Raw genomic sequence first — 12,371 nt, 5'->3', positions numbered from 1 at the left:
GTCGCGTTAGGTCTATGTCAGCCTTCTGGCCAGATAAATCAAGTCCTGCCCGGGGTTAGGACGGGTTTTGGGGCGCTGCCCCCGTCCACCTGCGGTGGCCTCCCCCGGGATAGTTGCGGCACAAAGGCAGGGATCGCGAGGTCTGACTTGCCCATGGGGGCGGTTTCCGATAGCGGAAGGGGTAACCTTGTCATTAAATTGCTGGACCGTGATATGCGCCTTTCCCGCTACTTCCTTCCTGTTCTGAAAGAAAACCCTGCCGAAGCGCAGATCGTATCGCACCGCCTGATGCTGCGTGCTGGTATGATCAAGCAGCAGGCAGCGGGGATTTATTCTTGGCTGCCCCTCGGGTTCAAAGTCCTCCGAAAGATCGAGAACATCGTTCACGATGAACAGATCAAAGCGGGTCACATCCCGATGCAGATGCCGACGCTGCAGCCAGCGGACCTATGGCGCGAGTCTGGTCGTTATGACGCTTACGGCCCTGAAATGCTGCGGATGAAGGACCGTCACGACCGTGACATGCTGTTCTCTCCGACCGCTGAAGAAATGTTCACGGACGTGTTCCGCGCCCATGTGAACAGCTACAAAGACCTGCCGCTGACCATCTATCAGATCCAGTGGAAGTTCCGCGACGAAGTGCGCCCGCGTTTCGGCGTGATGCGTGGTCGTGAGTTCTACATGAAAGACGGCTACAACTTTGACCTTACCAAAGAGGACGCGCTGCACGCTTATAACCGTCACCTCGTCAGCTACCTGCGCACCTACGAGCGTATGGGCCTGCAGGCGATCCCGATGCGTGCGGATTCTGGCCCGATTGGCGGCGATGACACCCACGAGTTCCTCGTCCTCGCGGAAACGGGCGAGTCCGAGGTGTTCTACGATAGCCAGATCACCGATCTGACCTTTGGTGATCGTGAGATTGACTACGATAGCCGCGAACAGTGTCAGGCGGTTCTGGAAGAGTTTACCAGCCGTTACGCACGCACCGATGAGACCCACGATGAGGCGGTCTTTAACGAGGTGCCAGAAGAACGTCGTCGTGTGGCTCGTGGTATCGAAGTGGGTCAGATTTTCTACTTTGGCACCAAATATTCGGACGCCATGGGCGCGACCGTTGTCGACAACGAAGGCAACAAGGTTCCTGTCCACATGGGGTCGCATGGTATCGGCGTATCGCGTTTGTTGGGTGCGATCATTGAGGCGAGCCACGACGAAAAGGGCATCATCTGGCCAGAAGGCGTGACCCCGTTCCACGTTGGTATCGTGAACCTGAAGCAGGGTGATGATGCGGCAGATGCGGCTTGTGAAAGCCTCTATGCGGAACTGACCGCTGCTGGGTTTGAACCGCTCTATGACGACCGCAACGAACGCGCTGGCGGCAAATTCGCGACAATGGACCTGATCGGTCTGCCGTGGCGCATCACCGTTGGCCCGCGTGGTCTGGCGAATGGCGTCGTTGAATTGACCTCGCGCCGCACAGGCGAAAGCGTTGAGATGGCGCCCGCTGAAGCTATCGCGAAGATCAAAGAGATCTACACAAAACATCCGCACCCAAAAGGCGCGTAATCTGGGGCGGGGGCACTGTCCCCGCGCTATTTTGACTATTTTGGGCACAAAGGCGCGCAAGCCACGGGAGAGTGACTTGACCCTTTGTGCCCTTTCCATAAGGTCCGTTCCGACAGACAGGAGCCGTTATGACCGAACTGCCTAAGGCACGATCCACCGCACCGTTTTCCCGCTTTGAGTGGATGATCGCGTGGCGCTACATTCGCGCCCGTCGTGCAGAGGGTGGCGTTTCGGTGATGACCTGGATCAGCCTCATCGGCATTATGCTCGCCGTTTTTGCGCTGGTTGCGACGATGGCCATCCGGTCTGGGTTCCGCTCTGATTTCGTGGATACGATCCTTGGCGCGAATGCCCATGTGACCGTCTATCAAACGATGGAGGTCGATCAGAACGGGCAGGTGAGCCGCACGATTTCCAATGCCGCCGATATGGCCGCCGCCCTTCGCGCGGTGGAGGGCGTGACCCGCGCTGCGCCCTTGGTGCGTGGTCAGGTTATGGCGAATTTCACCAACGCAAACGCAGGGGTAGAAGTTTACGGCATCGCCTATGACGACCTGCTGACCATTCCGCGCATTGTTGAACCCGAGGTCGCTTTGGGGGACATTGCCCGCTTTGGCGAAGGTATCGCGATTGGCTCTGGCGTGGCGCGTGAACTGGGCGTGACCATTGGTGACACAATCAAGCTGATTTCACCGAATGGCACCCGCACGGCCTTTGGCACCAGCCCACGGGTGAGTGCCTATGAGGTGGTCTATATCTTTACCGCTGGCCGTTGGGACATCGACCGCACGCGGGTCTATCTGCCAATGGCGCAGGCGCAGCTGTTCTTTAACAAAGACGGTGTCGCCGATGAGATCGAGGTGATGGTCGAGAACCCAGAAGCCGTCGATGATCTGCTGGCTCCGATCCTGATTGCTGCTGGCGATCGGGCCCTGATCTGGACGTGGCGCGACAGCGCTGGGGCATTCCTGCGTGCCCTCACGGTCGAAGATAACGTGATGTTCGTTCTCATGGCGATCCTCGTGCTGATCGCCTCGATGAACATCATTTCGGGCCTTATCATGCTGGTAAAGAATAAGGGCCGCGACATTGGAATCCTGCGCACCATGGGCCTGACCGAAGGGTCCGTCCTGCGCGTTTTCTTTATCTGCGGGGCGAGCATCGGGACCGTTGGCACTATTGCTGGCGTGATCCTCGGGTGCCTTTTCGCGATCTACATCGACCCGATCTTTAGCCTGATTAACTACGTTTCTGGCGGCGGCGTCTGGGACCCGTCGATCCGTGGCATCTATCATCTGCCCGCCGAACTGCGCCTGTCGAATGTCGTCTCTGCCGTCGCGCTGTCGCTCGGCCTGTCGTGGACGATCACCCTTTTGCCCGCACGCCGTGCAGCCCGCATGAACCCGGTGGAGGCGCTGCGCTATGAATAACACCCTCACCCTGTCAAGCATCACCAAAGGCTACAACCACGGCAAACCGAACGAAGTGCAAGTCCTGCGCGGCGTTGATCTGACTGTGGGCGAGGGCGAGGTAGTCGCCCTTGTCGCGCCCTCTGGTGCGGGGAAATCGACGCTCCTGCATATCGCCGGGCTACTCGACACGCCTGACACGGGCATGGTGTCCATCGGGGGCGAAGATATGACGGGCATCTCTGATCGGCGGCGCACCGCGATCCGTCGGGCAGGGGTCGGCTTTATCTACCAGTTCCACCACTTGCTGCCCGAATTCACCGCGCTCGAAAACATCACGCTCCCGCAGCTCGCCAATGGCGTTAGCGAACGCGCGGCCAAGGCGCGGGCGCTGGAACTCCTCGATACCGTTGGGATTGCGGAACGCGCTGCGCATCGTCCTGCCGCGCTATCGGGGGGCGAACAGCAACGTGTCGCGTTTTGTCGGGCGCTCGCCAATGGGCCTGCGCTCTTGCTGGCGGATGAACCGACGGGGAACCTCGATCCTGATACCTCTGACCGCGTGTTTGAGGCGCTGATGACGCTCGTTCGTGCCACGGGCCTCTCGGCGCTCATCGCCACGCACAACCACGACCTCGCGGCGCGGATGGACCGTATCGTGCGGCTCGACGCGGGGGCCGTTACACCTTCTGCGTGACGAAAACACCCACCGCCATGATCGCGATCCCCGCCGCGCGGGTCAGGGAAATCGGCGTCTGGTTCGCGCCAAACAGCCCGAAATGGTCAATCGCTGCGGCTGAAATCAACTGGCCGATCAGCACCAGAAACACCGCGTTGCCGATGCCGATTTTCGGCGCGATCCATGTGATCGACAGCAGGTAAAACGCGATCAGGAACCCCGCGAGGAACAGGTGCTTTGGCGCGTTCAGCAGTTTGCCATAGCCCTCTGGCCCCGTGAACAGCGCCACCACCAGCGCCACGCAGAAGGCCACGATGAACAGGACCGACCCTGCCGCCGCAGGTGACCCGATTGTGCGACCCAAGGCCGCGTTCAACGCCGCCAAAACGGGCACGCCGATCCCTGCGAGTAGCATCACAACATACGAACTGTTCATGGAAATTCCTCCTGCCCCTGCGGGACGTTAGACCGATCGGACAGGGACACGCAATTCCTGTTTACCTTTGCCCCGCGCTTTGGGACAATGGGGCTAACAAACATTGGGGAGAGCAGTCATGAAACCCGCCTTTATCCTTCTTGCCGCTTTTGGTCTGTCCGCCTGCGTCGAAGAGGTCGCGGATGGCCGCAAGATTTTCGCCGACGAATGCGCTGCCTGTCACGGTGAGAACGCCAAGGGCAACGGCTTTGCCGCCGCAGGCCTCGCGAAAACGCCGCCCGATTTGACCCAGATCGCAGCCCGAAACGGCGGTATCTTTGACGTGAACGCGGTGATGAGCACCATCGACGGCCTCCACCACTCCCCCGACAACCCGATGCCAGAGTTCGGAGCGGGCGACATGGGCGAGATCATCATGGTCGACCGCACCCCCGTACCCGCCGAGCTGCTGGCCCTCGCAGGGTATCTGGAGAGCATTCAGGAGTGAGGCTGCAATTCGATTATTTTTTTCTTGATAATTAAATCTTTAGCTACCCCATGGAGTGAGTAATAGGCATGAGGGTAGGACGGATTTGTCATAGTAATATTGCTCGGTTTATACAGAATGTTTTTCTTGCATAGAGCATCGGCGGTTCCATTCGGGATCGCTAAATTTAAGGTGGTTTTATTGGTTTGAATAAATTCTCTTAGGCAGTCTTTCTCATCCACGCCAAGTCGTTCAAGGTGCCAGTTCGTTTCTTTTCTGAAGGACCATATGTTACGCTGCCTTTCGAGGGCGGGGCCAAAGAAATTAAAAAGCCAGTATAAACTCCATCCGCCACCCCCTAGAAACACAAGTCCAGCATACGGCATTAGATCGCTAGATCGTGGCGTGCCCAGTTTGATTAGGACATTTTCTGGTAAGAAGATGTATGCAACAGCTACGAAAAATAGGACGAAGGCTGTTCTGGTAGAAGTACTTTTTAATAACGCTATGAACCAATCGTACATACTTTTTACAATTCCTCAAACATCCAACTCTTCAACAAACCGCGCGTTTTCCTGAATATACTGGAACCTTAGCTCGGGTTTTTTGCCCATGAGACGCTCGACCAGATCGCCGGTTTCGCCCGGTTCGTCCTCGTCGATGGTGACGCGGATGAGTTTGCGGGAGGCGGGGTCCATCGTGGTTTCTTTGAGGTCTTTGGCGTCCATTTCGCCCAAGCCTTTAAAGCGGGACACATCCATTTTGCCCTTACCGCCAAGCCCTTTTTCCAGCACGGCGTTCTTTTCGGCCTCGTCCAGACAGTAGACGCGTTTCGCCCCTTGGGTGACGCGGAACAGCGGCGGGCAGGCGAGGTAGAGGTGCCCGTGGTCGATCATCGGGCGCATCTGCGTAAAGAAGAACGTCATGAGGAGCGAGGCAATGTGCGCCCCGTCCACGTCCGCGTCGGTCATGATGATGACCTTGTCATAGCGCAGATCGTCGACGTTGAATTTCGTGCCCAGCCCCACGCCGAGCGCTTGGGTCAGGTCGCTGATCTCTTGGTTCGTGCCAAGCTTGTTCGACGCGGCGCCAAGGACGTTCAGGATTTTACCACGCAGCGGCAGGAGGGCTTGGGTCTTGCGATCCCGCGCCATTTTCGCAGAGCCACCCGCTGAGTCACCTTCCACGATGAAAAGCTCGGTGCCCTCGCGGTTCGTAGCGGAACAGTCCACCAGTTTCCCCGGCAGGCGGAGTTTCTTGGTCGCGGTTTTGCGCTGGGTCTCTTTTTCCTGACGGCGGCGCAGACGCTCTTCGGCGCGCAGGACAAGGAAATCAAGGATCGCGCCCGCCGATTTGGTATCGGCAGCGAGCCAGTTGTCAAAGTGGTCGCGGACAGAGTTTTCCACCCATTTCGCGGCTTCCTCGGTCGAGAGACGGTCTTTGGTCTGGCCTACGAAAGAGGGTTCGCGGATAAAGATCGACAAGAGCGCACAGCCGCCCGTGATCAGGTCCTCGCGGGTGATTTGTGCGGCCTTTTTGTTGCTGACCAGTTCACCGTAGGCGCGGATGCCCTTGAGGATCGCAGCCCAGAACCCCGTTTCATGGGTGCCGCCTTCGGGCGTGGGAACGGTGTTGGTGTAGGAATGGAGATAGCCATCGCGCGACGGCGTCCAGTTGATCGCCCATTCGACCGACCCCGGTACGCCGAATTTGTCCTCAAAGCTGACTTTGCCAGAGAACGGTTTTTCGGAATAGGTGCTGACCCCTTCGAGCGATTCATTAAGGAAGTCCGACAGGCCATTCGGGAAACGGAACGTGGCCTCGGTCGGGGTTTCCCCGTCATCGATTTCGGATTTCCAGCGGATTTCAACGCCCGAGAACAGATAGGCCTTGGACCGTGTCATTTTGAACAGTCGGGCAGGTTTCAGTTTCTGCGAGCCAAAGATGTCAGGGTCTGCGTGGAACGTCACAGTCGTGCCGCGACGGTTCGGGGCAGCGCCGATTTTCTCAATCGGGCCAAGCGGGACCCCGCGCGAAAATTTCTGTTCGTAGAGTTCTTTGTTCCGTGCGACCTGCACGATCATCGAATCCGACAGCGCGTTCACAACGGAGGAGCCCACGCCGTTCAGACCGCCAGAGGTCGAATAGGCCTTGTTCGAGAATTTACCGCCTGCGTGCAGAACGGTCAGGATAACCTCGAGCGCGGATTTCCCTGGGAATTTGGGGTGGGGATCGACGGGCATCCCGCGACCGTTATCGCGCACCGAAATCGAATAGTCCGCGTGCAGTTCGACCTCGATCCGATTGGCGTGGCCAGCAACGGCCTCGTCCATGGAGTTGTCGAGGATTTCCGCGACCATGTGGTGCAGCGCCCGTTCGTCCGTGCCGCCAATATACATGCCCGGACGTTTGCGGACAGGTTCGAGCCCTTCGAGGACTTCAATAGAAGATGCGTCGTAATCGGTCGGCTCTGCGCCGGAGAGAAGGTCGTCGGCCATATCGCTGCTCTTTGCTTTGTTGCCGCATATAGTGGCCTAACCGACGCGGGGGGGCAATCTCTGGTTTTGCATTATCCACATGATGATCGAAAAGATCGTCGTTTGGGCGAGTTGAAAATTAGAACTTGTGTAATACTTTAAGGATGAGGGGGGACAATGGCGTCGCGGATCACCACATTAACGTTAGAGACAAATGGACAGGTTCGACCTAATCCAGCCTCTATCATTGCGCCGTTGGAAGAGCTCGATTTCTTTCTGTCATTGGCGCAGCCGCTGCCTCATCCCATGACCGCGTGGGAGGTTTGGGCAAAGGCGAACGCCTCTTTGCCATGGTGGTCGCGGTTCATTCTCAAGTTTCGCAACCTTGTTCTTTTGCCGTTCGGGACGAAGCCCTTCAAACCCACCGAGATGGATATCGATTATCCCCCGAAAAAAGGGGCTAAGATCGGTAGCTTCATCGTCGAAACCATTAGCGATCATAAACTGTGTTTGATCGTGGATGATAAGGTCCGCATGGGCATGGTCTGCGTCACCATGTCCGCAGACCAAGAGGACGTTGTCCTGACGGGATCGGCTATTTTGCACAAAAGGTATATGCGGTGGTATATTGTGATCTTTGGAAAGATGATCATTCGCATCATCCGTTCCGCTGCCGCGCGGTTCTAGCGGCGCTTCGCGATACGGGATGCGTAGCCCAATAGAGCGGCCATCACAGGGGTCTGTGGGTCGCGGTCTGCTGCAATCAACCCTATGCTATGGCTCCGCTCTGGTGCGGAGAGTGGAACAGACGTGAGGTCTTTGCCTGTCGTTAGGAACGCGGCAATCCGCAAGGGCAGGATCGTCACCCATTGGCCGGTTTCCACGTGGCTCACCAAAACCAAGGTCGAGTTGCTTTCGACAGTTGGGGTCGGGGTGATACCCGCCGCCGCGAGGTTTTGGTTGATGATCCGCCTGTTCTGCATGTCGGGTGTCAGCAGACAGAGGGGCGCATCCGCCAGATCAGACCAGTCCAATTTCGACCGTTTCGCGAGGTCGGACCCCTCGTGGCAGATGACGGCGTAGTCTTCCTCATACAAGGGCACTGTCGCCACGCGGCCCAGAGGTTCGTTGTCGAGGTAGGTAATCCCACCGTCGATCTGCAACCCCTCAAGCATGTCGAGGATTTCAATCGATGACCGCGACAGGATCGTGAACCGAACATTGGTGTGTTCTTTGGAAAAGGCCGAGGTCAGATCGGCCACCATCGGCAGGGCCGTTGGGATCACGGCCAAACGAATGTCGCCAGATAGACCCTCACGGGCGGCGCGCATCTCTTGTTTCATGACGCGCACATCGCCCACGATCCGCCGCGCCCAATCCAACACGCGTGCACCTTCGGGCGTCAGGCCACCGTAGCGCGACCCGCGATAGACCAGTTGCACCCCCAACTGGTTCTCCAACTGCTTGATCCCCGCAGAGAGCGTTGGCTGGGTGATCCCCAAACTTTCCGAGGCGTGTCCGAAATGTTCCTCGCGGGCGAGGGCGATGAACATTTCCAATTTGTCGATCATGCGCAGGCCACCGAAAGCAATAGGTCCCCAAGGGGTTTGAACTCCTTTAACCCGTCCATGATCCGATCGCAAAGGGGACCAGTGCCGCCCAAGGGTCGGGTCGCAATCACCGACTTGTGGCGCAAGAGGTCCGCATTCGGGTGATCAGGCGCAAAGCCACGCGGCACCCGCACCAGTTCTGGTTCGCGCAAGCTAAAGCCTGCCGTTTTCACACCTTCCACAATCCGCGCTACACGCGGGGCGTCCAGATCAACGAATTTGCGCCAATCGTCGAGAACGTCTTTCTCCATCGCCATCATCCCGCCACCGATCCGAACTTGATCTGGTTCGATGCCAAAGAAATAGGCCACGGGCTGACGTCCTTCGTTCACTTGCCAGAGCACATGCAGGTGGGTCTTGTAAGGCGTCTTATCCTTAGAGAACCGGGTGTCACGGTGCGGGCGGAACAGTTTGGTGGTGACGGGATCACCCAATAGGTCGCTCAGTCGCGGTGCAATGTCATCCAGCAGAGCAAGCGCGGTCGGTTTGATCTCTTTGTCATAGGTGGCGCGGTTTGCTTCCCACCAGTCTTTGGAATTGTTCGCCGCCAGCGTCCGATAAAACGGCTGGGCAGTCTCAATAAATGTCTCGAAATTCATAGCAGCACCACTGTCGTTCGCGGGGATCATGCGGTGTCGGGCGAGGGGTGTCTACTGACAAACGGAATTTGATCATATGGACGAAAATTGCAACTTGCCGTAATGCTGGTGCTATGAATCACACGCGTCCCACCCTTCGTCAGGATATCCTGCCCCTGATCCGCCTCGGCATGCCCTTGGTCGGCAGCAGCATTGCTGCCTTTGCCATTCATATGACCGATACGATCATGTTGGGCTGGTATGACGTGACCGCGCTTGCGGCGGTGACATTGGGGTCATCGTGGTGGTTTATCCTTTATATTTTCGGCGCGGGGTTCGGCTTTGCCGTGATGCCGCTTGTCGCTGCGGCTGCTGCCGAAGGCGATGATACCCGCGCCCGCCGTGTTACCCGCATGGCATTCTGGCTGAGCCTCGCCTTTGCGGCGGTGGTTTTGCCGCTCTTGTGGTGGTCGGGGACCATTTTCCTATGGATGGGCCAGCATGAGGTGATTGCCCTAGAGGCCCAGAAATACTTGCGGATCGCGGGCTTTGGCATTGCGCCAGGGCTGCTCGTCGTGGTGCTGCGGTCCTATCTGTCGGCGCAGCATATGACGGCGATTTTGCTATGGGTGACCTTGGGTGGCGTCGTCTTTAACGCGGGTGTGAACTACATCCTGATTTTCGGTAATTTTGGCGCGCCAGAGCTGGGCATCCGCGGGGCGGCGATGGCCTCTGTCCTGATCCAGACGATCACCTTGCTGGTTCTCGCGATCTATTCGAACTTCAAACTGCCTGAGATCAAACTGTTCCAGCGTATCTGGAAACCCGATGGCGAAGCCCTGTCGCAGATCTTTCGCATGGGCGTGCCGATTGGCCTGACGTCATTGGCGGAAAGCGGTCTGTTCTCGGCCAGTGCTGTGATGATGGGCTGGATCGGGGAATTGGAACTGGCGGCCCACGGGATCGCGCTGCAACTCGCCGCACTTGCCTTTATGTTCCACGTCGGCATGAGCCAAGCGTCAACCATCCGTGCAGGCGGGGATTATGGTCGCAAGGATCAAGCGGGTCTGCGTCGCACGGCATGGGCATCTGTCATCGTCGGGCTGAGCTTTGGCGTGATCGTTGTCAGCACGTTCCTCTCTTTCCCCGAAACGCTCGTCGGTCTCTTTGTCGACCCGTCCGAACCGCAGCGCGTTGCCCTGATCAGCATCGCCGCAAAGCTTCTGATATTTGCCGCTCTGTTCCAATTCGTCGACGCGGGGCAGATCATCGCCTTGTCGCTCTTGCGCGGGGTGCAGGATACGGCTGTGCCAATGTGGTTGGCGACGATCAGCTATTGGCTGATCGGTCTGCCTGCAGGATACGTTCTGGCGTTTGTCTTGGGCTTGAATGAAGTTGGCCTATGGCTCGGCCTTTGTATCGGCCTCGGCATGGCGGCGCTGACGTTGATGTGGCGGTTCTGGGCGCGGTCGGTCAGGATCGGTTGATCAATCGTCGTCGGACGCGTCCTCGCGACCCTTCATCAAGCGGTCAGCTTTCTTGCGGATCAGAACCGTCCGCAGGTCGTGCATTGCCATCAAGAGCGCGTCTGTCACGTCTTCCAACTGTTCATCGGTCGCTTTGGTCTGCGCCCAATGGGTCGTCAAATTCATGTAGTCCACCGCTCGGTGGATGTCGTCGATGTCCCGCGCCGCCAAAAGGGCGATGCGCGCTTCCATCCAGTCCTTAATTACCTTTAGGTCTTCGGGGCTGAGCTCCCGTGCGCCTTGGGCCTTAATCTCGCCATTGCGGATGTTCGCAACGGCGATCTGGTCCATCTCAATCCGGCGCTGACGGTTTTCGGTATCCACTTTGAACACGGCCGCGCCATTGTCGCGCACGCGAAAGTAATACTCGGGTAATTCAGAACTCATAGTCGCTTACCTTAGGCCTTCGCAGAACTGTTGAATGCGCGTGCAGGCCTTTGCCAAGGCCTCGTCCGAGGTAGCGTAGCTGATGCGGAAATTGGGTGAAAGCCCAAAGGCCGACCCGAAGACAACCGCAACGCCAGTCTCTTCCAACAATGCGGTCGCAAAGGCTTCGTCCGTGTCGATCAACGTGCCCGCCGCGCTGGTTTTCCCAATGCAGGCAGAGATGTCGGGGTAGACATAAAACGCACCTTCGGGCGTCGGGCAGTTCACACCCTTCGCATCGTTGAGCATGCCCACAACCAGATCACGGCGACGCTGGAACAGGGCCTTGTTGTCCTCAATATAGCCTTGCGGACCGTTGAGCGCCTCAACCGCCGCCCATTGGCTGATCGAACAAGGGTTCGATGTGGATTGCGACTGAACCTTGCGCATGCCCTTAATCAGCTCTTCGGGGCCAGCGGCATAACCAATCCGCCAGCCGGTCATCGCATAGGCCTTGGACACACCGTTTACGGTCAGCGTGCGGTCATAAAGGCCTGGTTCGACCTGCGCAGGGGTGCAGAATTCGAAATCGTCAAAAACGAGGTGTTCATACATGTCATCAGTCATCACCCAGACATGCGGGTGACGCATCAGAACATCCGTTAGCGCTTTTAGCTCGTCCCATGAATAGCCAGCGCCCGACGGGTTTGATGGAGAGTTAAAAAGGAACCATTTGGTCTTTGGCGTGATCGCGGCCTCTAGCTGCTCGGCCGTCAGTTTGAACTGGTTTTCGAGGCTACATTCGACAATCACAGGCGTGCCACCGCCCAAGAGAACCATGTCAGGATAGGACACCCAGTAGGGCGCGGGGATGATCACCTCGTCGCCTGCGTTCAGGGTCGCCATGAACGCGTTATAAAGCACCTGTTTACCACCCGTGCCCACCGTCACCTGAGCGGGTTCATAGGACAGGCCATTTTCGCGGCGGAACTTATCGCAGATCGCTTGCTTTAACTCAGGGATACCATCGACAGCCGTGTATTTCGTCTTGCCCGCGTTGATCGCTGCAATCGCGGCGTCCTTAATGTTCTGCGGCGTGTCAAAATCCGGCTCGCCTGCGGACAGCCCGATCACATCGCGCCCCGCGGCCTTCAGCTCTTGCGCTTTGGTCGTCATCGCGATCGTGGGCGAAGGTTTTACGCGGGAAAGTGTCGTTGAGAGCACGGACATGACGCCTCCGGTGGTCATTTGGATC

General features: G+C 57.8%; 13 protein-coding genes. 6 read left to right on the top strand and 7 right to left on the bottom strand.

The annotated features are described in order from the left end of the window. Window positions 1-213: 213 nt before the first annotated feature. The 3 genes from proS to AC1QQ2_RS00860 all read left to right on the top strand — a co-directional run bounded on the left by proS (window position 214) and on the right by AC1QQ2_RS00860 (window position 3,675). On the top strand, window positions 214-1,569 hold the full coding sequence (proS, locus tag AC1QQ2_RS00870; RefSeq protein ID WP_479711724.1) for a proline--tRNA ligase: 1,356 nt from the start codon (window positions 214-216) through the stop codon (window positions 1,567-1,569). A gap of 128 nt (window positions 1,570-1,697) precedes the next feature. Further along, window positions 1,698-2,999, top strand: a complete 1,302-nt coding sequence (locus tag AC1QQ2_RS00865) for an ABC transporter permease (protein ID WP_479711723.1) — start codon at window positions 1,698-1,700, stop codon at window positions 2,997-2,999. After that, window positions 2,992-3,675 (top strand): ABC transporter ATP-binding protein, encoded by a 684-nt coding sequence (locus tag AC1QQ2_RS00860; RefSeq protein ID WP_479711722.1) that lies wholly within the window; start codon window positions 2,992-2,994, stop codon window positions 3,673-3,675. The genes AC1QQ2_RS00865 and AC1QQ2_RS00860 overlap by 8 nt, the downstream gene beginning before the upstream one ends. Here AC1QQ2_RS00860 and AC1QQ2_RS00855 read toward each other — a convergent pair. Beyond that, complete coding sequence (locus AC1QQ2_RS00855; RefSeq protein ID WP_479711721.1) at window positions 3,659-4,093, bottom strand: DMT family transporter; 435 nt, start codon at window positions 4,091-4,093, stop codon at window positions 3,659-3,661. The genes AC1QQ2_RS00860 and AC1QQ2_RS00855 overlap by 17 nt on opposite strands. A 118-nt stretch (window positions 4,094-4,211) precedes the next feature. On the opposite strand from AC1QQ2_RS00855, the gene AC1QQ2_RS00850 reads away from it, so the two are divergent. Continuing rightward, window positions 4,212-4,580 (top strand): c-type cytochrome, encoded by a 369-nt coding sequence (locus AC1QQ2_RS00850; protein ID WP_479711720.1) that lies wholly within the window; start codon window positions 4,212-4,214, stop codon window positions 4,578-4,580. On the opposite strand, the gene AC1QQ2_RS00845 is transcribed toward AC1QQ2_RS00850, so the two are convergent. Beyond that, complete coding sequence (locus AC1QQ2_RS00845; RefSeq protein ID WP_479711719.1) at window positions 4,571-5,083, bottom strand: super-infection exclusion protein B; 513 nt, start codon at window positions 5,081-5,083, stop codon at window positions 4,571-4,573. The genes AC1QQ2_RS00850 and AC1QQ2_RS00845 overlap by 10 nt on opposite strands. Before the next feature lie 15 nt (window positions 5,084-5,098). Continuing rightward, the gene (parE, locus tag AC1QQ2_RS00840) at window positions 5,099-7,057 is read right to left on the bottom strand and encodes a DNA topoisomerase IV subunit B (protein WP_479711718.1); all 1,959 of its coding nucleotides are present in this window, start codon (window positions 7,055-7,057) and stop codon (window positions 5,099-5,101) included. A gap of 156 nt (window positions 7,058-7,213) precedes the next feature. Here parE and AC1QQ2_RS00835 point away from each other — a divergent pair, with 156 nt between their 5' ends. Continuing rightward, on the top strand, window positions 7,214-7,723 hold the full coding sequence (locus AC1QQ2_RS00835) for a hypothetical protein (RefSeq protein ID WP_479711717.1): 510 nt from the start codon (window positions 7,214-7,216) through the stop codon (window positions 7,721-7,723). On the opposite strand, the gene AC1QQ2_RS00830 is transcribed toward AC1QQ2_RS00835, so the two are convergent. Together AC1QQ2_RS00830 and AC1QQ2_RS00825 are read right to left on the bottom strand one after the other, a co-directional pair. Next, complete coding sequence (locus AC1QQ2_RS00830) at window positions 7,720-8,607, bottom strand: LysR family transcriptional regulator (RefSeq protein WP_479711716.1); 888 nt, start codon at window positions 8,605-8,607, stop codon at window positions 7,720-7,722. The two genes, AC1QQ2_RS00835 and AC1QQ2_RS00830, sit on opposite strands and share 4 nt — an antisense overlap. Beyond that, window positions 8,604-9,275, bottom strand: coding sequence for a DUF2461 domain-containing protein (locus AC1QQ2_RS00825; RefSeq protein ID WP_479711715.1), 672 nt, complete (start codon window positions 9,273-9,275; stop codon window positions 8,604-8,606). Before AC1QQ2_RS00825 ends, AC1QQ2_RS00830 begins: the two co-directional genes overlap by 4 nt. 83 nt (window positions 9,276-9,358) lie before the next feature. Between AC1QQ2_RS00825 and AC1QQ2_RS00820 the strand changes: the two genes are divergently transcribed. Beyond that, window positions 9,359-10,711 carry an MATE family efflux transporter gene (locus AC1QQ2_RS00820; RefSeq protein ID WP_479711714.1) on the top strand — a complete coding sequence of 451 codons (1,353 nt, stop codon included), beginning with the start codon at window positions 9,359-9,361 and terminating at the stop codon, window positions 10,709-10,711. Here the strand turns inward: AC1QQ2_RS00820 and AC1QQ2_RS00815 are convergent, their stop codons facing one another. Both AC1QQ2_RS00815 and AC1QQ2_RS00810 read right to left on the bottom strand, forming a co-directional pair. After that, a complete protein-coding gene (locus AC1QQ2_RS00815) occupies window positions 10,712-11,137 on the bottom strand; it encodes a hypothetical protein (RefSeq protein WP_479711713.1) in 426 nt (141 codons plus the stop codon). A 6-nt stretch (window positions 11,138-11,143) separates the two neighbouring features. Continuing rightward, complete coding sequence (locus AC1QQ2_RS00810; protein WP_479711826.1) at window positions 11,144-12,346, bottom strand: pyridoxal phosphate-dependent aminotransferase; 1,203 nt, start codon at window positions 12,344-12,346, stop codon at window positions 11,144-11,146. Window positions 12,347-12,371 lie beyond the last annotated feature (25 nt).

Origin of the sequence: Aestuarium sp. (assembly GCF_023253315.1) — a bacterium.
Taxonomy (GTDB): domain Bacteria; phylum Pseudomonadota; class Alphaproteobacteria; order Rhodobacterales; family Rhodobacteraceae; genus Marivivens; species Marivivens donghaensis.
Note: the sequence above shows the minus strand (reverse complement) of the source record. Positions and strands in the feature narration are given on the sequence as shown.

Coding starts and splice junctions, on each gene's coding strand:
- proS (WP_479711724.1), top strand. CDS start 214: ATGCGCCTTTCCCGCTACTTCCTTCCTGTTCTGAAAGAAAACCCTGCC.
- AC1QQ2_RS00865 (WP_479711723.1), top strand. CDS start 1,698: ATGACCGAACTGCCTAAGGCACGATCCACCGCACCGTTTTCCCGCTTT.
- AC1QQ2_RS00860 (WP_479711722.1), top strand. CDS start 2,992: ATGAATAACACCCTCACCCTGTCAAGCATCACCAAAGGCTACAACCAC.
- AC1QQ2_RS00855 (WP_479711721.1), bottom strand. CDS start 4,093: ATGAACAGTTCGTATGTTGTGATGCTACTCGCAGGGATCGGCGTGCCC.
- AC1QQ2_RS00850 (WP_479711720.1), top strand. CDS start 4,212: ATGAAACCCGCCTTTATCCTTCTTGCCGCTTTTGGTCTGTCCGCCTGC.
- AC1QQ2_RS00845 (WP_479711719.1), bottom strand. CDS start 5,083: ATGTACGATTGGTTCATAGCGTTATTAAAAAGTACTTCTACCAGAACA.
- parE (WP_479711718.1), bottom strand. CDS start 7,057: ATGGCCGACGACCTTCTCTCCGGCGCAGAGCCGACCGATTACGACGCA.
- AC1QQ2_RS00835 (WP_479711717.1), top strand. CDS start 7,214: ATGGCGTCGCGGATCACCACATTAACGTTAGAGACAAATGGACAGGTT.
- AC1QQ2_RS00830 (WP_479711716.1), bottom strand. CDS start 8,607: ATGATCGACAAATTGGAAATGTTCATCGCCCTCGCCCGCGAGGAACAT.
- AC1QQ2_RS00825 (WP_479711715.1), bottom strand. CDS start 9,275: ATGATCCCCGCGAACGACAGTGGTGCTGCTATGAATTTCGAGACATTT.
- AC1QQ2_RS00820 (WP_479711714.1), top strand. CDS start 9,359: ATGAATCACACGCGTCCCACCCTTCGTCAGGATATCCTGCCCCTGATC.
- AC1QQ2_RS00815 (WP_479711713.1), bottom strand. CDS start 11,137: ATGAGTTCTGAATTACCCGAGTATTACTTTCGCGTGCGCGACAATGGC.
- AC1QQ2_RS00810 (WP_479711826.1), bottom strand. CDS start 12,346: ATGTCCGTGCTCTCAACGACACTTTCCCGCGTAAAACCTTCGCCCACG.